17 protein-coding genes are annotated in these 20307 nt (G+C 60.6%); 6 read left to right on the forward strand and 11 right to left on the reverse strand.

What is annotated here, in order from left to right; genetic code table 11:
* Positions 1–47: 47 nt before the first annotated feature.
* Positions 48–905, reverse strand: a complete 858-nt coding sequence (gene copD, locus ACW9IR_RS07030) for a copper homeostasis membrane protein CopD (protein WP_457462374.1) — start codon at positions 903–905, stop codon at positions 48–50.
* Between the two features lie 3 nt (positions 906–908).
* Complete coding sequence (gene copC, locus ACW9IR_RS07035) at positions 909–1271, reverse strand: copper homeostasis periplasmic binding protein CopC (RefSeq protein ID WP_102899264.1); 363 nt, start codon at positions 1269–1271, stop codon at positions 909–911.
* 139 nt (positions 1272–1410) lie between these two features.
* On the opposite strand from copC, the gene ACW9IR_RS07040 reads away from it, so the two are divergent.
* Positions 1411–2031 (forward strand): TetR/AcrR family transcriptional regulator, encoded by a 621-nt coding sequence (locus tag ACW9IR_RS07040; protein ID WP_038365564.1) that lies wholly within the window; start codon positions 1411–1413, stop codon positions 2029–2031.
* Positions 2032–2318: 287 nt separating this feature from the next.
* On the opposite strand, the gene preA is transcribed toward ACW9IR_RS07040, so the two are convergent.
* The 3 genes from preA to hydA form a co-directional block, all read right to left on the reverse strand.
* Positions 2319–3593 (reverse strand): NAD-dependent dihydropyrimidine dehydrogenase subunit PreA, encoded by a 1275-nt coding sequence (preA, locus tag ACW9IR_RS07045; protein WP_077573438.1) that lies wholly within the window; start codon positions 3591–3593, stop codon positions 2319–2321.
* Positions 3594–4961 carry an NAD(P)-dependent oxidoreductase gene (locus ACW9IR_RS07050; protein ID WP_102899379.1) on the reverse strand — a complete coding sequence of 456 codons (1368 nt, stop codon included), beginning with the start codon at positions 4959–4961 and terminating at the stop codon, positions 3594–3596. It abuts the gene before it with no gap.
* Positions 4962–5118: 157 nt separating this feature from the next.
* The gene (hydA, locus tag ACW9IR_RS07055; RefSeq protein WP_122843432.1) at positions 5119–6558 is read right to left on the reverse strand and encodes a dihydropyrimidinase; all 1440 of its coding nucleotides are present in this window, start codon (positions 6556–6558) and stop codon (positions 5119–5121) included.
* Between the two features lie 626 nt (positions 6559–7184).
* Here hydA and ACW9IR_RS07060 point away from each other — a divergent pair.
* The 3 genes from ACW9IR_RS07060 (at position 7185) to ACW9IR_RS07070 (ending at position 11166) form a co-directional block, all read left to right on the forward strand.
* A complete protein-coding gene (locus ACW9IR_RS07060; protein ID WP_457462378.1) occupies positions 7185–8669 on the forward strand; it encodes an NCS1 family nucleobase:cation symporter-1 in 1485 nt (494 codons plus the stop codon).
* 144 nt (positions 8670–8813) lie between these two features.
* Complete coding sequence (locus tag ACW9IR_RS07065; RefSeq protein WP_457462380.1) at positions 8814–10097, forward strand: Zn-dependent hydrolase; 1284 nt, start codon at positions 8814–8816, stop codon at positions 10095–10097.
* A gap of 127 nt (positions 10098–10224) precedes the next feature.
* The gene (locus ACW9IR_RS07070) at positions 10225–11166 is read left to right on the forward strand and encodes a DHH family phosphoesterase (protein ID WP_457462382.1); all 942 of its coding nucleotides are present in this window, start codon (positions 10225–10227) and stop codon (positions 11164–11166) included.
* On the opposite strand, the gene ACW9IR_RS07075 is transcribed toward ACW9IR_RS07070, so the two are convergent.
* Positions 11136–12002, reverse strand: a complete 867-nt coding sequence (locus tag ACW9IR_RS07075) for a CAP domain-containing protein (protein WP_102899259.1) — start codon at positions 12000–12002, stop codon at positions 11136–11138. The genes ACW9IR_RS07070 and ACW9IR_RS07075 overlap by 31 nt on opposite strands.
* 273 nt (positions 12003–12275) lie before the next feature.
* Entirely contained in the window at positions 12276–13046 is a 771-nt protein-coding gene (locus ACW9IR_RS07080) for an alpha/beta hydrolase (RefSeq protein WP_110719463.1), read from the reverse strand.
* 112 nt (positions 13047–13158) lie between these two features.
* On the opposite strand from ACW9IR_RS07080, the gene ACW9IR_RS07085 reads away from it, so the two are divergent.
* Positions 13159–14103: an aldo/keto reductase gene (locus ACW9IR_RS07085; protein ID WP_181429353.1), complete on the forward strand. Its 945-nt coding sequence runs from the start codon at positions 13159–13161 to the stop codon at positions 14101–14103.
* Between the two features lie 359 nt (positions 14104–14462).
* Here ACW9IR_RS07085 and ACW9IR_RS07090 read toward each other — a convergent pair whose 3' ends face one another.
* Positions 14463–15356, reverse strand: a complete 894-nt coding sequence (locus tag ACW9IR_RS07090; protein ID WP_150730264.1) for a LysR family transcriptional regulator — start codon at positions 15354–15356, stop codon at positions 14463–14465.
* A 97-nt stretch (positions 15357–15453) separates the two neighbouring features.
* Here ACW9IR_RS07090 and ACW9IR_RS07095 point away from each other — a divergent pair, with 97 nt between their 5' ends.
* Positions 15454–15930 carry a (R)-mandelonitrile lyase gene (locus tag ACW9IR_RS07095; RefSeq protein WP_457462386.1) on the forward strand — a complete coding sequence of 159 codons (477 nt, stop codon included), beginning with the start codon at positions 15454–15456 and terminating at the stop codon, positions 15928–15930.
* A gap of 328 nt (positions 15931–16258) precedes the next feature.
* Here ACW9IR_RS07095 and paoC read toward each other — a convergent pair whose 3' ends face one another.
* From paoC to paoA, 3 genes are read right to left on the reverse strand one after another with little or no spacing between them, the layout of a single operon-like run.
* Entirely contained in the window at positions 16259–18457 is a 2199-nt protein-coding gene (gene paoC, locus ACW9IR_RS07100; protein WP_457462388.1) for an aldehyde oxidoreductase molybdenum-binding subunit PaoC, read from the reverse strand.
* Entirely contained in the window at positions 18454–19410 is a 957-nt protein-coding gene (locus ACW9IR_RS07105; RefSeq protein WP_457462390.1) for an FAD binding domain-containing protein, read from the reverse strand. Before ACW9IR_RS07105 ends, paoC begins: the two co-directional genes overlap by 4 nt.
* Positions 19407–20030: an aldehyde dehydrogenase iron-sulfur subunit PaoA gene (gene paoA / locus ACW9IR_RS07110; RefSeq protein ID WP_095118347.1), complete on the reverse strand. Its 624-nt coding sequence runs from the start codon at positions 20028–20030 to the stop codon at positions 19407–19409. Before paoA ends, ACW9IR_RS07105 begins: the two co-directional genes overlap by 4 nt.
* Positions 20031–20307 lie beyond the last annotated feature (277 nt).

A 20307-nucleotide genomic window follows, 5' to 3' on the forward strand; every position in this document is an offset into this window, starting at 1 on the left:
GACACACCGCCTTCGCGAGCAAGCTCGCTCCCACATTTGGACGGTGTTTATCCAGCGATCATTGGCGGTAGGGTACCGAGCAGCGAGACGGCCGCCACCGCGCCAATGCCGAGCAGCCATTCGAGCATCACACTGCGCCTGAGCGCGCCCATGCGTTGTTCGCAATCATCAACCCGCAAGCGGTTGAACAGCGCCAACCCAAGCATCCCCAGTACGATCAGCGCCTTGATCAACAGAATCAACGCAAACCCGCTGAACAACGGCGTCGGCCACCACTGGCCGGTCAGCACGCGCACATTGATCAATCCCGTCAGCAGCAGCCCCGCGACCAGCGCATAACCGAGGCCGCTGAAACGCCGCAATACTTCACGCATCGGTTCCGTCGGCTGACGCAGAATCATCACCAGCAACAACAATCCGCCCAGCCACGCCGCCACGCAGGTCAGATGCACGATCTGGTTGAGAATCAGCAATTGCCCGCTCAACCCGTCGAGCATGGCGCCGTGTCCGACCGGGGCCAGGGTCGCGAGCAACAATGCGCTTAAGCCCAGTCGCATCGGCATGCTTGAGCGCCAAGGCGTAAACAACAGCGCCAACAGCGCGGCATTGATCAGCAAATGCCAGCGCCATACCTGACCAAAAAACGTATTGCCCAGCACCAGCGCAACCGTATCCGGATCAAACGCCGCCGCTGCCGAGCCGGCCATGCTCGCAGTGATCAAAAGTGCCCAGACAATCCCGCTGACCAGCGCCACCGCAGCCAGCCAACGCGCCAGTCGCGCCAGGTGCCGATCCACTTGCAGCGCTTCATCCTTGAGCAGCACCGGCCTGAACAGCCAGGCCCCGAACAGCATCAACACCACGATGAAATGCACAAAGCGGCACAGCACCAGCGCTTCACTCATGAATTACTGACCAACCTTGAACTGATAAGCGCCTTCGCTTTTGTGCGTATCGACCGACACCGCGTGCCATTCGACTTTGTACTCGCCAGCGGTCAGCGGTGCAGCAGGGGTGACGATCAGGGTTTTCTTGTCGCCTTCGGTGGTCAGCGCCTTGACCGCGACCGGTGCGCCATCCTTGGTCACGGTAACTTTAGTGAAACTGGCTTCGACGCCTTCGGAAAAGGTCAGGCGCAAATCGGCAGGGGCGGCGACGGTGCTGTCGGCGGCCGGGGTCTGGCTTTTCAGGTGGGCGTGGGCGAATACGGAAGATGCGGCGAACAGCGAAGCGAGCAGGGCAGTGGTGGTCAGGACGTTCTTGAACAGCATCGCGAATACCTCTGAGGCAGGAGTGAAGAAGCGTCAGTTTAGCCATCCGCTGCCGCCAGTACGAAGTTTTGTTTGCAGCGGTCGCCCGCGGAGCAGAGCGGATGCTAGTCTTGGGCAACGCTGTTGTCAGGGAGCCCTCATGGGCAATCACAAGATCGAGATTCGTCGCAGTAACGTCGAGAAAATTCTCCTGGCGGCGGAAAAAGTCTTCGCCGAAAAAGGCTTCGGCGGCACCGCCATGGCCGACATCGCGGCTGAAGTGCAACTGCCGCGTTCCAACCTGCATTACTATTTCAGCACCAAGAGCGAGCTGTACAGCGCGGTGCTGTTCGACCTGCTGGAAGTGTGGAAGCAGGACGCACTGTGCTTCGAAATGTTCGACGACCCGCGCGTGGTGCTGAGCAGCTACATCCGCGCCAAGATGAACCACTCGCGCAGTCGGCCGTACGGCTCGAAAGTCTGGGCCAACGAAATCATCCACGGCGCGCCAACCTTGGGTGAGGCGCTGGATGTCAGCCTGTATGACTGGGCGAAGATGAAGGAAGCGAAGATTCGCCAGTGGGTCGAGGACAAGCGGATTCTGCCGGTGGAGCCGTCGAGTCTGCTGTACATGATCTGGGCGTCGACCCAGCACTATGCTGACTTTGATCATCAGGTGAATATTCTGAATGAACATCAGCCGTTGTCGGATATGCAGTTCGAGCGGGCGGTGCAGACGGTGACGAGTGTGATCTTGCGTGGGATCGGGTTGGAGCCCTAAAAGCAGACCCTCACCCCAGCCCTCTCCCGGAGGGAGAGGGGGCCGACCGAAGTGTCTTGCGAGTTACATCGACCTGAAAAATCCGGTCGATTATGGTTCAAAAAGCCGTCCGAGCCTGTGCCTGTTTCGATTAAGGATTCAAAGCAGTTCTTACCTGTGAACCCCTAGTCGATTATGGATTCACAACAGCGCTTTCAGGTCGGCGGAGTTTTGCAGCATCCCCCAATCAGTCCCCTCTCCCTTTGGGAGAGGGTTAGGGTGAGGGGGCTGTTGGATCAGTCGGCGATCTAGACCGCAACGTGATACGGATTGCGCGGATCATGATTCCAGTCCAGAAACGGTTTCCCAGTCTCCATCGGCACCATCTCTATGCAATCCGCCACCGGACAAGTGATCTGGCACAAGTTACAACCCACACACTCCTCATCAATCACTTCATATTTATGCGTGCCGTCCGCCTGCTTCAGACTGCCGATCGCCTGGTGTGAAGTGTCCTCACAAGCAATATGGCAACGCCCGCACCCAATGCATGCGTCCTGGTCAATTTTCGCGATCACCTGATAGTTGATGTCGAGGTACTTCCAGTCGGTGGTATTGCCCACCGCACGCCCGGAAAACTCGGCAATGTTGGCGTAACCCTGACTGTCCATCCACCGCGACAAACCGTCCTTCATCTCCTCGACAATGCGGAAGCCATGCAGCATCGCCGCCGTGCACACCTGCACCGCGCCGCTGCCCAGCGCCATGAATTCCGCCGCATCGCGCCAACTGCCGATGCCGCCAATGCCGCAGATCGGCAGGCCCTGGGTTTGCGGATCGCGGGCGATTTCGGCGACCATGTTCAGCGCAATCGGCTTCACCGCCGAGCCGCAGTAACCGCCGTGGGTGCTTTTGCTGCCGACGGTGGGCAGGGCGACCATGTGCTCCAGATCGACACTGGTGATCGAGTTGATCGTATTGATCAGCGACACCGCATCGGCGCCACCGCGATGGGCCGCGCGGGCGGCGACGCGGATGTCGGTGATGTTCGGCGTCAGCTTGACGATCACCGGCAGCGAGCAATAGGTCTTGCACCAGCGCGTCACCTGCTCGACGTACTCCGGCACCTGACCGACCGCCGCGCCCATACCACGTTCGGGCATGCCGTGCGGGCAACCGAAGTTCAATTCGATGCCGTCAGCACCCGTGGCTTCCACCAGCGGCAGAATGTGTTTCCACGACTCCTCGACGCACGGCACCATCAGCGAAACGATCAGCGCGCGATCCGGCCAGTCCTTCTTCACCTGAGTGATTTCGCGCAGGTTGATTTCCAGCGAACGGTCGGTGATCAGCTCGATGTTGTTGATGCCGAGCACTTCGCGGTTGTTGCCGTAATGCGCTGAGTAACGCGACGAGACGTTGACCGCCGCCGGATCCTCTCCGAGGGTTTTCCACACCACGCCACCCCAGCCCGCTTCGAAAGCGCGAACCACGTTGTAGGCCTTGTCAGTCGGCGGCGCGGAGGCCAGCCAGAACGGATTCGGCGCTTTGATGCCAGCGAAGACAATCGACAAATCGGCCATTTACGCAGCCTCCACGTTAAGCATCAGTTGAACGTTGATCGCCTCGGCGGCGCGTTTGCCGTGCTGCACGGCTTGCACGGTGAGGTCCTGATCGAGGCTGGTGCAGTCGCCGCCGGCATACACGCCGGGGATGCTGGTGCGCAGGTTTTCATCGACCTGAATGCGTTCGCCCTGACGCTTGAGTTCACGGGCCAACGGGTCGGCGAGGGCGCTGCCGTCGAAGGCCTGGCCGATGGCTTTGAAGATCGCATCAGCGGCCAGTTCGAAGGTTTCGCCGGTAGTTTGCAGGCGACCGTCGACCAGATCGGTGCGAGCGAAACGCATGCCGCGCACATGGCCGTGAGCGTCGAGCAGCACCTCTTCCGGTTGCGCCCAGGTCAGCAGGCGCACCTGATTGGCTTTGGCAATGTCTTGTTCGTGACCGGTTGCGCCCATGTCGGCGGCGCCACGGCGATACACCAGATTCACATCACGGGCACCGAGGCGAGCCATTTGCACGGCCATGTCGATCGCGGTGTTGCCGGCGCCGAGGACGATGCAGCGTTCGGCCAGCGGCAGTTGCGTGAGGTCATCGGCCTGGCGCAGTTCGCGGATGTAATCGGTGGCGGCGAGCAGGCCCGGGGCATCTTCGTGGGACAGGCCGAGCTGTTTGCTGGCATTGAGGCCGAGGCCGAGGAACACCGCGTCGAACTGTTGATGCAGTTCACTCAGCGTCAGATTCTCGCCGAGTTTTTGCCCATGACGAATCTCGATGCCGCCGATCTGCAAGAGGAAATCCAGTTCCTTCTGCGCATAGTCGTCGACCAGTTTGTACTTGGCGATCCCGTATTCATTGAGACCGCCAGCCTTCTCCCGTGCTTCGAAAATCACCACGTCGTGACCGTGCATGGCGCTGCGGTGCGCGCAGGACAAGCCGGCGGGGCCGGCGCCGACCACGGCAATCCTTTTGCCGGTGGTGGCGGCGCGCTGGAACGGGTGCTCGGTGAAGTGTGCGTTGTCGACGGCGTAGCGTTGCAGCAGGCCGATCAGCACCGGCGCGCATTCCTGAGCGTTGTTGCGCACGCAGGCTTGCTGACAGAGGATTTCGGTTGGACAGACTCGTGCGCAACTGCCGCCAAGGATGTTCGCCGAGAGAATTTTTTGCGCCGCGCCAGGGACGTTGTCCTGATGAATGTTGCGGATGAACGACGGGATATCGATCTCGCTCGGGCACGCATTGACGCATGGCGCGTCATAGCAATACAGGCAGCGCGAGGCTTCCAGATGCGCCTGCCGGTCGTTGAGCGGCGGCGCCAGATCGGTGAAATGCCCGGCGAGGGCGGCCGCGCTTTCGTGCGGGTGGGGGAGATGGTTGAGGGTCTCGATCACGGTTTTTTGCCTCACGGTTATTGAGGTTCTCTGCCTCTGATGGGCAGTGGTTTTTGTGGCGTTCTGGATGGCCTCTTCGCGAGCAAGCTCGCTCCCACAGGGGAATGCATTTCAAATGTGGGAGCGAGCTTGCTCGCGAAGGCCGAAGGCCTGGATGTCAGCGTTTCACAGCAACTGGCTTATGTTGCTCAGCCCGCTTGCTCAGCAAATCAAACACCGCCGGATACGCCGGCCGTTCGATGTACCGCCCGGCACCACGCTCGGCGCGCAAATCACCATCGGCCCAGACCACCCGGCCCTGGCTGACGGTATGGCTCGGCACGCCGCGCACGGTCTTGCCTTCGAAGATGTTGAAGTCCACCTGCTGATGGTGGGTCTTGGCGGAAATGGTGCGGGTGCCTTGCGGGTCCCACAGCACCAGATCGGCATCGGCGCCGACGCGAATCGCACCTTTGCGCGGATAGAGGTTGAAGATCTTCGCGGTGTTGGTGGAGGTGAGGGCGACGAAATCCTGCATCGACAAACGTCCACTGTTAACGCCTTCGTCCCACAGCACCGCCATGCGATCTTCGATGCCAGCCGTACCGTTGGGAATCTTGCTGAAGTCGTCGCGCCCGGCGGCTTTTTGCTCGGCGCAGAAGCAGCAGTGGTCAGTCGCGGTGGTGTGCAGATTGCCGTTTTGCAGTCCGTGCCATAGCGCCTCCTGATGGCCGCGCGGACGGAACGGCGGGCTCATCACGTAACCGGCAGCGGTCTGCCAGTCCGGGTGCTGATAGACGCTGTCGTCGAGCAGCAAATGCCCGGCGAGGACTTCGCCATACACCGGTTGGCCTTTGCTGCGCGCATAGGTGATTTCGTCGAGGGCTTCCTTGGTCGAAACGTGCACCAGATACAACGGTGTGCCGATGGTTTCAGCGATACGAATCGCCCGGCTCGCCGCCTCACCTTCAACCTGCGACGGCCGCGACAGCGGATGCGCTTCCGGCCCGGTGATGCCCTGGGCCATCAACTTGCGTTGCAGGTGATAAACCAATTCACCGTTTTCCGCGTGCACGGTCGGCACCGCGCCGAGTTCCAGGCAGCGCTCGAAACTCGCCACCAGCGTGTCATCGGCGGCCATGATCGCGTTCTTGTACGCCATGAAATGCTTGAAGCTGTTGATGCCGTGATGGCTGACCAGCTCGGCCATTTCCTCACGCACCTGCTCGCTCCACCAGGTGATCGCGACGTGGAAGCCATAGTCGGAAGCCGACTTTTCCGCCCAGCCGCGCCACTGATGAAACGCTTCCATCAATGACTGCTGCGGATTGGGAATCACGAAATCGATGATCGATGTGGTGCCACCGGCCAGACCGGCCGCCGTGCCACTGTAGAAATCCTCACTGGCCACGGTGCCCATGAACGGTAGTTGCATGTGCGTGTGCGGATCGATGCCGCCGGGCATCAGGTATTGGCCGCTGCCGTCGAGCACTTCGGCGCCGGCGGGAATATCAAGGTTTTCACCGATGGCTTTGATCACGCCGTCAGCGCAATAGACGTCGGCGCGATAACTTTCATCATGGGTAACAACGGTGGCGCCACGGATCAACAGAGACATTCCGAGTTCCTCGCAGGCATTGACCGACTTGTGCCGGTTCTAGATGTTTTATTGATGTACGGCGTTGCAAGGTGTATTCCTGTCAGCGCTGTCAGGAATAGAAACTAGTCGCAGATTTGCAATAGAGCAAGATTATTTTTTATAAGCTTATGACTGTTTTAAGTGTTTGAAAAATAACGATAAAAATAGGAAATCACCAAAATGGTGAGGCTGCTCACCATTTTGACGCACTTGACAGGATGGAAATATGAGCAAGATTTCCTATGTGAAATCAGCCGCTTGAAGTTGAGCTGCGGTTGCTCGCTCACGATGAAAATAAATGCAGTGCACCAGATTGAGTCCTGTCTGTTCGGACAACTTGCCAGGTGTTTAGCCTGAGCACCCAGACAAGTTTCCGCGAACTCATCCGGTGAATAATTAAAACTGATGAATATCAGAAAGTTGCAAAGCGTTTAACGCTCGGCCCGATGCGCAAGCGGGGCACCCGGCACGTTTATTGATGCCGCCGCTGACACCATGGCCGGTGCACGAAAGTTGTCAGTTCCTCCGGCCATCGTCCGGCTCGCACCCTCGTGTGTCAGCCGCCTGATGAGCAAAAAAATAATCAGAAGAACAGTGGAGCGGCCATGCAACAGAACAGATCGCAAGTGACCGAGCGCGACGGCTTGTTCGAACTCGAAGCCGGCAGTGACGTCCTCGACAGTCCCCGTTACAACCACGACATGGCACCGACCAAGGTGCGCGAACGAACCTGGAACAAATGGCACATCACCGCGCTGTGGGTCGGCATGTCGATCTGCGTGCCGACCTACACCCTCGGCGGCGTGCTCACCGCCTACTTTGGCCTGACGGTCGGTGAAGCGTTGCTGGCGATTCTGTTCGCCAACGTCATCGTGTTGATTCCGCTCACGCTCAACGCCTTTCCCGGCACCAAGTACGGCATCCCGTTTCCGGTGTTGCTGCGCTCATCGTTCGGTATTCTCGGTTCCAACGTGCCGTGTTTGATTCGGGCGTTGGTGGCGTGTGGCTGGTTCGGCATTCAAACGATGTTCGGCGGGCTGGCGATTCACCTGTTTCTCGGCTCGGTGTTCGAGGGCTGGAAATCCCTCGGTGGCACCGGGGAGGTGATTGGCTTCATGATCTTCTGGGCGCTGAACCTGTGGGTGGTGATTCGCGGTGCCGAGTCGATCAAGTGGCTGGAGACGTTGTCGGCGCCGTTGCTGGTGGCGGTCGGCATCGGTCTGCTGGTGTGGGCGATGCCCAATGTGTCGATGACCGAACTGCTGGCGATTCCGGCCAAGCGTCCGGAGGGTGCCAGCGTGGTCAGTTACTTTGCGGCGGGGCTGACCGCGATGGTTGGCTTCTGGGCGACGTTGTCGCTGAACATTCCGGACTTCAGCCGTTACGCCAAGAGCCAGAAAGATCAGATTCTCGGGCAGATCTTCGGCCTGCCGCTGACCATGTTTCTGTTCGCGTCCCTCGGCGTGATCATGACTGCCGCGTCGGTGAAACTGGTCGGTGTGACCGTCTCCGATCCGGTCACTCTGATCGGTCATATCCAGAGTCCGGTGTGGGTGGCGGTGGCCATGGCGTTGATCATCATCGCCACGCTGTCGACCAACACCGCCGCCAACATTGTTTCGCCGACCAATGACTTTCAGAACATCGCGCCCAAAGTGATCAACCGCACCAAAGCGGTGTTGCTGACCGGGTTGGTCGGGCTGTTGTTGATGGGGCATGAACTGCTGAAAAAACTCGGTCTGATCGTTTCCGATGTGAGCCTGGAAACTGTGTATTCCAATTGGCTGCTCGGTTATTCGAGCCTGCTCGGGCCGATTGCCGGGATCATGGTGGTGGACTATTTCCTGATCAAGAAACAGCGACTGGACCTGGCTGGGTTGTACCGCGATGACGTGTATCCGGCGTGGAACTGGGCCGGGTTTCTCGCGTTCGGGGTGCCGGTGGTGTTGACCTTGTTGTCGCTGGGCAGCGATGCGTTCAGCTGGTTTTACAGCTATGGCTGGTTCACCGGCTCTGCGCTGGGCGGGATTATTTATTACGGGTTGTGCGTGATGCGCGCCAGTCCGTCAGTAGTGAAATCTGCGGTGTGAATGCAGGCCTCTTCGCGAGCAAGCTCGCTCCCACAGGGATACGCATTCCAAGTGTGGGAGCGAGCTTGCTCGCGAAGACGGCCTCACTTGCGGCAGAGATGTATCTGAAGAAACTCATAAGAAAAGCAGCCTGAGGAGATCCCCATGAACGCAGCCGTAGACGTTCTGCAATCGAGCCATCAGCACATCAACCGCGATCGTCTATGGGCCTCGCTCATGGAGCTGGCCAAACTCGGCGCGACGGTCAAGGGCGGTGTCTGTCGCCTGGCCCTGACTGACCTCGACCGCCAGGCCCGCGACCTCTTTGTGCAATGGTGCAAGGACGCCGGATGCAGCGTCACCGTCGATGCCGTCGGCAACATCTTCGCCCGTCGTCCCGGGCGCAATCCCAACCTGCCACCGGTGATGACCGGCAGCCACATCGATACCCAACCCACCGGCGGCAAGTTCGACGGCTGTTTCGGCGTGCTCGCCGGTGTCGAAGTGCTGCGCACGCTCAACGACCTCGGCGTGGAAACCGAAGCGCCGCTGGAAGTGGTGGTCTGGACCAACGAAGAAGGCTCGCGCTTCGCCCCGTGCATGATGGGCTCCGGGGTGTTTGCGGAGAAATTCACCCTCGAAGAAACCCTCGCCAAAGTCGATGCCGACGGCGTCACCGTTGGCGAAGCGCTCAACGCCATCGGTTACGCCGGTCCGCGCAACGTCAGCGGGCATAAGGTCGGCGCCTATTTTGAGGCACACATCGAACAAGGCCCGATCCTCGAAGACGAACAGAAAACCATCGGCGTCGTGCTGGGCGCGTTGGGGCAGAAGTGGTTCGACCTCAAGCTGCGCGGCGTCGAAGCGCATGCCGGCCCGACGCCGATGCATTTGCGTAAAGACGCGCTGGTCGGCGCCTCGGTGATCGTCGGCGCCGTCAACCGCGCCGCCCTCGGCCATCAACCTCACGCCTGCGGCACGGTCGGTTGCCTGCAAGCCTATCCCGGTTCGCGCAATGTCATCCCCGGCGAAGTGCGCATGACCCTCGACTTCCGTCACCTGGAACCGGCGCGGCTGGACTCGATGATTGCCGAAGTTAAGCAAGTCATCGAGGCCACCTGTGAAGAACACGGTCTGACTTTCGAACTGACGCCGACAGCAGACTTCCCGCCGCTGTACTTCGAAAAAGGCTGTGTGGAAGCGGTGCGCGGCGCAGCGAAAGGGCTTGGCTTGTCGAATATGGACATCGTCAGCGGCGCCGGCCATGACGCGATTTTCCTCGCCGAACTCGGCCCGGCCGGGATGATCTTCGTGCCGTGCGAAGGCGGCATCAGCCACAACGAAATCGAGAACGCCGCGCCGGATGATCTGGCGGCCGGGTGTGCGGTGTTGTTGCGGGCGATGCTGGCGGCTTCGGCGATGGTCGCGGGAGGGCAGCGGGCGGCTTGAAGATCAAAAGATCGCAGCCTTCGGCAACTCCTACGGGTAAACCATAAATCCTGTGCAGGAACTGCCGGAGGCGGCGATCTTTTCGCTGTCACCACAACGTCATGACTATGTGCGAATTTGCCGGCCCATGAAAATCATCACCTCCGGCGCGTCCTATCTGGACATCGACGCCTACGCCTGCTGCATCGCCTACGCAGAATTGCTCAACCTGCAAGGTATTCCCGCCCGCGCCGTCAGTAGCGCACAACCTAACGCCAGTGTTTCGCAAACCGTGCTCGGCTGGGCTGCTGCTTTCGACGATTACCTGCCGACGCTGGACGATGAGTTTGTCATGGTCGATGTCTCGGACTATCACCATTTCGACCCGTTGGTGGTGCTCAAGCGGGTGGTAGAAATCATCGATCACCATCCAGGGTACGAAACCTATTGGCAGCAGAAGCTTGGGTCTGCCGCCGATATTCGCCTGATCGGCGCGGCGGCAACTCAGGTTTTTCAGCGCTGGCAGACGGCCGGTGTGCTGCCGCAGATCAGCGTGCAAAGTGCCGCATTACTGGCCACCGCGATTCTCGACAACACGCTGAATTTCACCGGGCAGATGACCACGCCAGCGGACATCGAGGCCTACGCCGACCTCGCTTCACGGGCAAAACTGCCGACAGACTGGCCTCGGCAATATTTTCTCGAATGCCAGGCCAGCATCGAGTCGAACCTTGCCGCTGCGTTGGCAACCGACTCGAAACGGATGAAACCCGAGAGCAACCTGCCAGGCTTTTTCGCGCAAATGACGGTATGGGATGCCGACGCCTTGCTGCGAAAGCACCGGCCGATGATCAATGGCTGGATGGCGCAGCAGGGCGATGACTGGCTGCTGAATATGATCAGTATCCGCGACCACAAAAGCTGCTTTCTGGCGCCAACCGAGGTCAGCCAGCAAAAGCTCAATCGCTTGTTGCCACTCGACTGGCAGGCCGGATTGGCCGTGCGGGCGCCGTCGATGCTGCGCAAGGAACTGTTGAAATTGGGGCTGGACGCTGACAGTCACTGCGCACCAAACAGCATCGTCCAGTAAACCCCTTCATCACTGCGCGCCTCACTGGCAAACCCGGCGCCGACCTGGGTAAACATCGGGTTCATCAGGTTGGCGCAATGCCCGGGACTGGCCAGCCATCCGGCCATGGCCTTGCCCGGTGAACTCTGCCCGGCAGCGATGTTTTCGCCAATTTGCCGACCACGATAGCCGGCCGCGCGGGCGCGATCGGCGGGCATGTCGCCGTCCGGATCGCGGTGGGCGAAGTAGTTGCCGTAAGCCATGGCTTTGCTGTGCCCCTGTGCGGCGGCGCCTAGCGCGGCGTTCCAGCTCAATGGCCGGGCGGCGGCGAAGCGCTGGCGTCCACACATCCGTGGCCGGGCGCGCGCGGCGTTGACCTCAGCGAGCAGCGCCTTGCCGACGCTGCGGTTATCGCCGACGCGATGGTCGAGCACTGGTTGCGCCAACACCACTTGCCACTCATTGCGCGAGCGGCTGACGCCGATGTCGGCGTAGCTGGCATCCAGCAGCGCGGCGCAGTGCTCGTCCTGCAGCAGGTCGAAAGCCTCCTCGGCGTCCTCGGCCCCGACCACGCGAATACTGCGCACCGCCACGGCGGAATACCCGGATGACTTCAACGCTTCACGCATGCCGCCGGCATAGCGATAACCGATCGGCAAGGCCAGGTTCGACTTCAGCGCCAACGGTGCCAGCCGTTGCGCCGGGCGTCGATCGCAGCGTTGCGGATGGGCACGATAGTCGTTGATGGCAGCCACCAGTTGCCGCTCCGCACCGGCATGGGCGGTTGCAGCGAACAGCGGCGAAAGGATCAGCAGGCACAGCGAAACCAAGCGAGACGAGCGAACGGCGTGGCGCATGAGACGGGCAGCTCTGAAGGAGGACAGCGCAAAAGTTGAGTGAACCGCAGAAAGCGGCGCGAGTAGGACTGGGCTTTTTGGACTTGGTTCAAGGGGCGGTGAAGGCTTTACGGCGAAGCGACGAACAGTGGAATCAAACAGAGCGCTATGTTGCGCCGGATGACGCTATCGCGAGCAGGCTCACTCCTACATTTGGAATGCGTTCCCCTGTAGGAGTGAGCCTGCTCGCGATGGGGCCAATAGCAACAGCACAACAATCACAGGCAAACAACATCAGCGATTCAACACATCCCCCATCCACTGCAAGTACTGAGCACGATCCGAGATCGAGTTATGCCCCGAATCCGGCACCACCCGGAGCACCGCCACGCCGCGCGGGAAATTTTCCAGCAAACGCTCGGTGCTGGCGCGCGGAATCACCTCATCGTCACTGGCCGCGAGCAGCAACGTCGGCACGCGGATATGCGCGGCGTATTTACCGGATTCAAAGCGATCCTTGAGCAACCACTGCACCGGCACCCACGGATATTGCCGCGCCGCGATTTCTTCAAGGCTGTTGTAAGGCGTCACCAGAATCAGCTGCTGCACCGGCCGCTGACTGGCCAGACGTATCGCGACACCGGAACCGAGGCTGCGCCCGACCACGGCAACCTGCGGGTGACTGGCGTAGACCTGATCAAACAGCGCCAGCGCATCCTCGGCAATCGCCGCCTCGGACGCTGAACCGTCGCTGCCACCGAAACCGCGATAGTTGAGCAGATACACCGCGTAATCAGGAAACGCCTCGGCAAACTCCGGCAGATTGCGCGACACATCCTCGGCATTGCCGCCGAAATAGATCAACGCCCGCGCGCCGACGCGCTCACGAGTGACCACCGAAACCTGTGCGTCCGGCATCGAGAGTGTCATCCGTGAGTCAGCGGAAGTGAAGGCATTGGGCTGCGGAAAATAGATCAGCGAGCGCTGAAAAAAGAACAGCGCCGCACACAGCACCAGGTACACGGCAACGATCAATGCGACGAGTGACATCAGGGTTCGGGACATTCGGCTACTTTTAACGGTGTGTGAAGAATCGCTGTCGCAGTGTAGTCCAGCCCTGCAACCGGGCCGCTCGCACACACAACATGCAACAGATCCACGCAGCAGGAGAACCAGCATGAGCCACACTGAGGGTTACTCCCGTCGCCGATTGCTCACGCTGGCTGCCGGGGTTTCGGCGGTCTTCACCTTTGATCGGGCGTTGGCCACAACCACCACGTCCGCGACTACCGGAGGCCACGCCATGCAGACCCGCGCCATCCCGTCCAGCGCCGAGTCGCTGCCCATCGTGGGTCTGGGCACCTATCGCGGCTTCGACGTCGCGCCCGGCGATCCGGCCTACCGGCAGTTGCCGGCGGTGCTTGATGAACTGTTCACCAAGGGCGGCACGCTGATCGACAGTTCACCGATGTATGGCCGTGCCGAACAAACCACCGGCGAACTGCTGTCGATCCACGAACCACGCTCGCCGGCGTTTCTGGCGACCAAAGTGTGGACGCGCGGACGCGAGGAGGGCATCGCGCAGATGGAGCAGTCATTCAGCCTGCTGCGCACCGAACGCATCGACCTGATGCAGATCCACAACCTGCTCGACTGGCAGACCCACCTGCCGACCCTGCGTGAATGGAAAGCCCAGGGGCGCATCCGTTACATCGGCATCACCCATTACACGGACTCGGCCTATGAAGAAGTCGAAGCGGTGCTGAAGGCCGAACAACTGGATTTTCTGCAAATCAATTACGCCCTCGATGACCGTGGCGTGGAAAAACGCATTCTGCCACTGTGTCGCGAGCGTGGCGTGGCAGTGATCTGTAATCGGCCGTTCGGTGGCGGGGGACTGCTGGCCCGGCTCAAAGGCAAACCGCTGCCGGGCTGGGTGTCGGACGTGCAGGTCAACAGTTGGCCGCAACTGGCGTTGAAGTTTCTGCTCTCGCATTCAGCGGTGACCTGCGTGATCCCGGGCACGGGCAATCCACGTTACATGGCCGATAACGCCAAGGCCGGGTTCGGGCCGATGCTCACGGATGCGCAGCGGCATCAACTGATTGCGTTGATGGGTTGATCGAGCTCGCCAAACGATCGCGACTTCGCGTTGGTTCAGGGTTGTATTAATTTCGAAACGGTCTGAAAGACTGTCATATCTGACAGTTGGAAGGGGGGTGTTTGTCGGTGAGTATGGAGATTCCTGCCTCACCAAAGAAGAACGATCATGGACGTGCAAGGCCGCAGGTTCACCTATTGCACCGGGGTTTGTCTCTTGCTGATTTTGTTCGCTGCGTACGCCCATAACGAACAGTATGTTTGTCTGGGCATGCAGCGCGGGCAGATTGCAACAGTGACGGCGAACTCTGTGTACGCGGCCGTGCAGATAGCCAAGGCGTCTTGGGGCGCTGCGGGTTGCTTTAAAACGTGACAAGTCGCTCAAGCGCGATAGCGCAACGCCTCCAGCAACAACGCAAACGCCGGTGCTGCCTGACGTCGACTCGGGTAATACAGGTGATATCCAGCAAACGTCGGGCACCAATCCTCCAGCACCTGCAGTAGACGACCGTCGGCCAGATACGGCGCGACGACGTTTTCCGGGATGTAACTCAGGCCAAAACCGTCCAGCGCAGCGTCGAGCAACGGGTAGACGCCGTTCAGGGTGATCTGCCCGGATACTCGCACTTTCAGGCTTTCCCCAGCCTTTTCGAATTCCCAGCTGTACAACCCGCCATTGGTGGGCAGGCGCAGGTTATTGCAGGCGTGGTCGGTCAGATCCCTTGGCGTTTGCGGCGGGGTGCGTTTGGCGAAATAGGCGGGTGAACCCACCACCGCCATGCGCATGTCGGGACCGATGCGGGTGGCGATCATGCCTTGTGCGACGTCTTCGCCCAGGCGCACGCCGGCGTCGAAACCCTGGCCGGCGATGTCGACGAAACCATAATCGCAGCAGACTTCGACGGCGATGTCCGGGTACTGCGGCAGAAAGTCTTTGAGCACCGGGCGCAGCAGCCAGTCCAGCGAATGATCGGTGGCACTGATGCGAAGCTTTCCGGCGGGGGTGTCGCGCAGGTTACTCAGCGCCGCGAGTTCCAGTTCGATTTCTTCGAAGCGCGGGCCGATGGTTTGCAGCAGATGTTGACCGGCTTCGGTGGGCGAGACGCTGCGAGTAGTGCGGGTCAGCAGACGCAGGCCCAAACGGGCTTCGAGGGCGCGAATCGTGTGGCTGAGCGCCGATTGCGATACGCCGAGTTTGGCCGCCGCTTTGGTGAAACTGCGCTCGCGGGCTACGGCGAGGAAGGCGAGGAGGTCAGTGGCGTTTTCCCGAAGCATTGATGAGTGTCCTGCATAAGTTTTTTTTAATTCTAGTCGATTATCTGAAGAGTTGGTGTCGATACAGTGGTGGCATTGAATATCCGGAGGAACCACCATGAACCCGATTGCTGCTTCTGCGTTGACCCTATCTCTGTTGGCGGGTGAGGTGCAGGCCGATGAAACCCCGCGTGTGACGGTCACGCCCAATGGCTCGCAACCTTCGGCCAGAGGCCCGGCGGATTGGTTCACAGGCACTGTTCGTGTCGATGCGCCGTTCAAAGGCACAGACGAGGCGCGGGTCAGTGGTGCGACGGTGACATTTGAGCCGGGCGCGCGTACCGCTTGGCACACGCATCCGTTGGGACAGACATTGATCGTCACGGCCGGTTCCGGGTTTGTGCAGGAATGGGGGCAGCCGGTGCGTGAGATTCGTCCTGGGGATACGGTGTGGATCGCGCCGGGGGCAAAGCATTGGCACGGGGCGGCGCCGACTACGGCGATGACGCATATTGCTATTGCTGAAGTGCAGGATGGCAAGGTGGTGGAGTGGATGGAGCAGGTGAGTGATGAGCAGTATTCGCGTTCCGAGTGAAGCGCTTCCCTCACCCCAGCCCTCTCCCGGAGGGAGAGGGGGCCGACCGAGGTGTCTGGCGTCATACATCGACCTGGGAGACCGAGTCGATTATGGATTCACATTGAAGCTTTCAGGTCGGTGAAATTCTCCAATTTCCCTCACCCCAGCCCTCTCCCGGAGGGAGAGGGGGCCGACCGCAGTGTCTTGCGTCATACATCGACTTGAGAGACCGAGTCGATTATGGATTCACATTGGAGCTTTCAGGTCGGTGAAATTCTCCAATATCCCCCAATCGGTTCCCTCTCCCTCTGGGAGAGGGCTAGGGTGAGGGGCTTTTCCGGGGCTTTCAGATCATCTCCGGCAACGACGACAAAATCTTGTCCAGCGTAATCGGATACTCCCGCACCCTAGCCCCCGTGGCGTTGTAAATCGCATTCGCCACCGCCGCACTGACCCCGCAAATCCCTAACTCACCAACACCTTTGGCCTTCATCGGCGAAGACACCGGATCGGTCTCATCAAGAAAAATCACTTCCTGATGCGGAATATCGGCATGCACCGGCACTTCATATCCGGCGAGATCATGATTGACGAAAAAGCCGAGTTTCTTGTCCACCGCCAACTCTTCCATCAACGCCGCACCAACGCCCATAGTCATCGCGCCGATAACCTGGCTGCGCGCCGCTTTCGGATTGAGAATCCGCCCCGCTGCACACACCGCCAACATGCGCCGCACGCGTACTTCACCGGTGGCAGCGTCGACAGCGACTTCGACGAAATGCGCACCGAAGGTCGACTGCTGATACTTCTCGGCCAGATCACCGAACTCGATGCTGTCCTCGCCTACGAGCGCGCCGCCTTCAGTCGCATTGCGCAATGGCAAGCTCTTGCTGCCGACGCGCACCTCACCGTCGACAAACTCCGCCTGATCCGCCGCCATGCCCAACTTGCCAGCCACCGCCTCACGCAGCTTCATGCACGCGGCATACACCCCGGCAGTCGAGCAGTTAGCGCCAAATTGCCCGCCGGAACCTGCGGACACCGGAAAGTTCGAATCGCCCAGATGCACGCTCACATCCTTCAAACCAACGCCCATCATCTCGGCCGCCGTCTGCGCGATGATCGTGTAGCTGCCGGTGCCGATATCGGTCATGTCGGTTTCTACCGTGACCTTGCCATCGTGCTCCAGCCGCACCCGCGCGCCCGACTTGACCAGCAGGTTGTTGCGGATCGCCGCCGCGACGCCCATGCCGATCAGCCAGCGACCCTCACGCCGTGCACCTGGTTGCGCATTGCGTTTGTCCCAACCGAATTTCTCGGCACCGGTTTGCAGGCATTCGATCAGGCGCCGCTGCGAAAACGGCCGCTCGGTTTTCACCGGATCGACCTGCGTGTCGTTGAGAATGCGGAACTGGACCGGATCAAGCTTGAGCTGCTCGGCCATCTCGTCCATGGCAATTTCCAGGACCATCAGCCCCGGGGTTTCACCGGGTGCGCGCATGGCGTTGCCTTCGGGCAAATCCAGCGGCGCAAGGCGCATGCTGACCAGGCGATTTTCCGCCGCGTACAACAACTGGCTCGGCTGCGCCGCAACCTCGACTTTGCCTTCCGCGAGATTGCCCGACCAGCCTTCGTGGGCGATCGCAGTGAGTTTGCCGTCCGCTGTCGCGCCCATGCGAATGCGCTGAATCGTCGCCGGGCGGTGGGTGGTGTTGTTGGCGATCTGCGGGCGGGCGAGGGCGACTTTTACCGGCCTGCCAGCCATGCGCGCACCGAGGGCGGCAAGAATCGCATCGGCGCGCACGAACAACTTGCCGCCGAAACCGCCACCAATGTACGGCGAAATCAGCCGCACCTTTTCCTTGGGCAAACCGAGCGTTGTGGCGATGTCGCCGACGCTCCACGCGATCATCTGGTTCGACGTCCACAAGGTCAGTTGATCGCCTTTCCAAGCCGCCAGCGTGGCGTGCGGCTCCATCATCGCGTGGGACTGATCCGGCGTGGTGTAGGTCTGATCGAACTGCACCGGCGCGGCGGCGAAGGCCTTGGCGAAATCACCGTGGCTGACGTCGGGCAACTCGTCTTTCGGCTCGACGCCTTGGCCACGCACGCTGGCCAGATCGAACTCGCCTTTGGCCGCGACGTAGTCGACCTTGACCAATTGCGCAGCCGCACGGGCCTGCTCGAACGTCTCGGCAACCACCAGTGCAACAGCCTGGTGATAGTGCTGAATCTCCGGCCCGGCCAACAAATGCGCGGCGTTGTATTTGCCCTTGCCGAGCTTGCCGGCGTTGGCGGCGGTGACGATGGCCAGCACACCCGGCGCGGCTTTCGCCTGTTCAAGATCGATATTGTTGATGCGGCCCTTGGCGATGGCTGAGCCGACCATGACACCGTAAGCCTGATTGGCCACCGCCTCATGCTGCTCGTAGGCGTAAGGCGCCTGACCGCTGGTTTTCAGCGGGCCTTCGATGCGGTCGGTGGGTTGGCCGATGACCTTCAACTGGTCGATCGAGTTGGTGGTGGCGGGCGTGTCGAATTTCATGCTTCATCCCTCGCTTGCGCCAACACCGAACCGAGCGTGCGCTCGACCAGGGTCAGTTTGAATTGGTTGTCGTGGGTCGGCGTGGCGCCGTCGAGCAGGCGTGCGCTGACCGCTTTGGCGCCTTGGGGCAGCAACGCTTCGGCGGCTTCAACCCGCCAGGGTTTCGGCGCGATACCGCCGACGGCGATGCGGCCGCTGCCGTCCTTTTGCAGGATCAGACCGACCGACACCAGCGCGAACGCATAGGACGAGCGATCGCGCACCTTGTGATAAACGTGAGTGCCGCCAAGCGGTGCGGGCAATGTCACCGAGGTGATGAACTCGCCGGGCGTGAGGCTGGTTTCGATGTTCGGCGTGGTGCCGGGCAATTGATGGAAATCGGCCATGGCGATGCTGCGGGTCGTGCCATCGGGTTTCACCGTTTCAATCTGCGCATCGAGCGCGCGCATGGCAATTGCCATGTCGCTCGGGTGCGTGGCGATGCACGCGTCGCTGACGCCGATGATGCCCAGTTGCCGACTGACTCCGCCAATCGCTGCGCAACCGCTGCCGGGTTGGCGTTTGTTGCAGGCCTGATTCGTGTCGTAGAAGTAGGGACAGCGCGTGCGTTGCAACAGATTGCCGGCGGTGGTGGCCATGTTGCGCAACTGCCCGGAAGCCCCGGCGAGCAGGGCGCGGGAGAGCAGGGCGTAGTCTTTTCTGATGCGCGCGTCGGCGGCCAGATCGGTGTTGCGCACCAGCGCACCGATGCGCAATCCGCCTTCGGGCGTGGCTTCGATCTGGTCCAGGCCAAGGTGATTGACGTCGATCAGGTGCAACGGCGTTTCGATGTCGAGTTTCATCAGGTCGAGCAGGTTGGTGCCGCCAGCGATAAACCGCGCACCTTCAACTTGTGCTGCTTGTGCGGCGGCCGCGGCGGGGGAGTCGGCGCGGCTGTAATTGAACGGTCTCATGCCGGCACCTCCGCGACTTCAGTGATCGCTTCGATGATGTTCGAGTAGGCACCGCAGCGGCAGATGTTGCCGCTCATGCGTTCCTGAAACTCACTGGCAATCAACCGTGGCGCCTCGGTGAGGCTTTCACTGACGTGGCTGGGAATGCCATCGCGGATTTCCTTGATCACCGCCACCGCCGAGCAAATCTGCCCCGGTGTGCAATAGCCACACTGATAGCCGTCGTGCTTGATGAATGCGGCCTGCATCGGGTGCAGATTGTCGGGCATGCCGAGACCTTCGATGGTGGTGATCTCACTGCCTTCGTGCATCACCGCCAGGGTCAGGCACGAGTTGATGCGTCGACCATCGGCGATCACCGTGCAGGCGCCACACTGGCCGTGGTCGCAGCCTTTTTTACTGCCGGTCAGGTGCAGGTGCTCGCGCAGGGCATCAAGGAGGGTGGTGCGGGTGTCGACGTCAAGCGCACGCGGCTTGCCGTTGACGTTGATCGTCACTTTGCTCATGGCCGGTTGCTCCAGATTGGCCGCGTAGGCCTTGAGGCTGATAAACGGCGGCATCGCGAAGGCGGTGGCGGTCACGGCGCCGAGGATCAGAAATCCGCGTCGGGAAATCGTCATGGTTCGATTCCTTTTCTCTCTTCATCAGGGCAGCAGGGTCGTGGATGGCCCAAGCGGGCAGCCAGCGTCATCGCCGGTCTCGTTAAGGAGTGACTGCCGGAGAGAGGAAAAGGTTTTGTCGGATTTTCGCTATAGAGTTATGTGCGTAGCTCATTAATCGACGGTACGACACAATCCCCTGTAGGCCTTCGCCTGCTCGCGATAGCGATAGACCAGTGAGCGATGTGGTGACTGACACACCGCTATCGCGAGCAGGCTCACTCCTACAAGGATCTGC

This window comes from Pseudomonas sp. SDT291_1_S447 (genome assembly GCF_054070155.1).

Coding starts and splice junctions, on each gene's coding strand:
- copD (WP_457462374.1), bottom strand. CDS start 905: ATGAGTGAAGCGCTGGTGCTGTGCCGCTTTGTGCATTTCATCGTGGTG.
- copC (WP_102899264.1), bottom strand. CDS start 1,271: ATGCTGTTCAAGAACGTCCTGACCACCACTGCCCTGCTCGCTTCGCTG.
- ACW9IR_RS07040 (WP_038365564.1), top strand. CDS start 1,411: ATGGGCAATCACAAGATCGAGATTCGTCGCAGTAACGTCGAGAAAATT.
- preA (WP_077573438.1), bottom strand. CDS start 3,593: ATGGCCGATTTGTCGATTGTCTTCGCTGGCATCAAAGCGCCGAATCCG.
- hydA (WP_122843432.1), bottom strand. CDS start 6,558: ATGTCTCTGTTGATCCGTGGCGCCACCGTTGTTACCCATGATGAAAGT.
- ACW9IR_RS07060 (WP_457462378.1), top strand. CDS start 7,185: ATGCAACAGAACAGATCGCAAGTGACCGAGCGCGACGGCTTGTTCGAA.
- ACW9IR_RS07065 (WP_457462380.1), top strand. CDS start 8,814: ATGAACGCAGCCGTAGACGTTCTGCAATCGAGCCATCAGCACATCAAC.
- ACW9IR_RS07070 (WP_457462382.1), top strand. CDS start 10,225: ATGAAAATCATCACCTCCGGCGCGTCCTATCTGGACATCGACGCCTAC.
- ACW9IR_RS07075 (WP_102899259.1), bottom strand. CDS start 12,002: ATGCGCCACGCCGTTCGCTCGTCTCGCTTGGTTTCGCTGTGCCTGCTG.
- ACW9IR_RS07080 (WP_110719463.1), bottom strand. CDS start 13,046: ATGTCCCGAACCCTGATGTCACTCGTCGCATTGATCGTTGCCGTGTAC.
- ACW9IR_RS07085 (WP_181429353.1), top strand. CDS start 13,159: ATGAGCCACACTGAGGGTTACTCCCGTCGCCGATTGCTCACGCTGGCT.
- ACW9IR_RS07090 (WP_150730264.1), bottom strand. CDS start 15,356: ATGCTTCGGGAAAACGCCACTGACCTCCTCGCCTTCCTCGCCGTAGCC.
- ACW9IR_RS07095 (WP_457462386.1), top strand. CDS start 15,454: ATGAACCCGATTGCTGCTTCTGCGTTGACCCTATCTCTGTTGGCGGGT.
- paoC (WP_457462388.1), bottom strand. CDS start 18,457: ATGAAATTCGACACGCCCGCCACCACCAACTCGATCGACCAGTTGAAG.
- ACW9IR_RS07105 (WP_457462390.1), bottom strand. CDS start 19,410: ATGAGACCGTTCAATTACAGCCGCGCCGACTCCCCCGCCGCGGCCGCC.
- paoA (WP_095118347.1), bottom strand. CDS start 20,030: ATGACGATTTCCCGACGCGGATTTCTGATCCTCGGCGCCGTGACCGCC.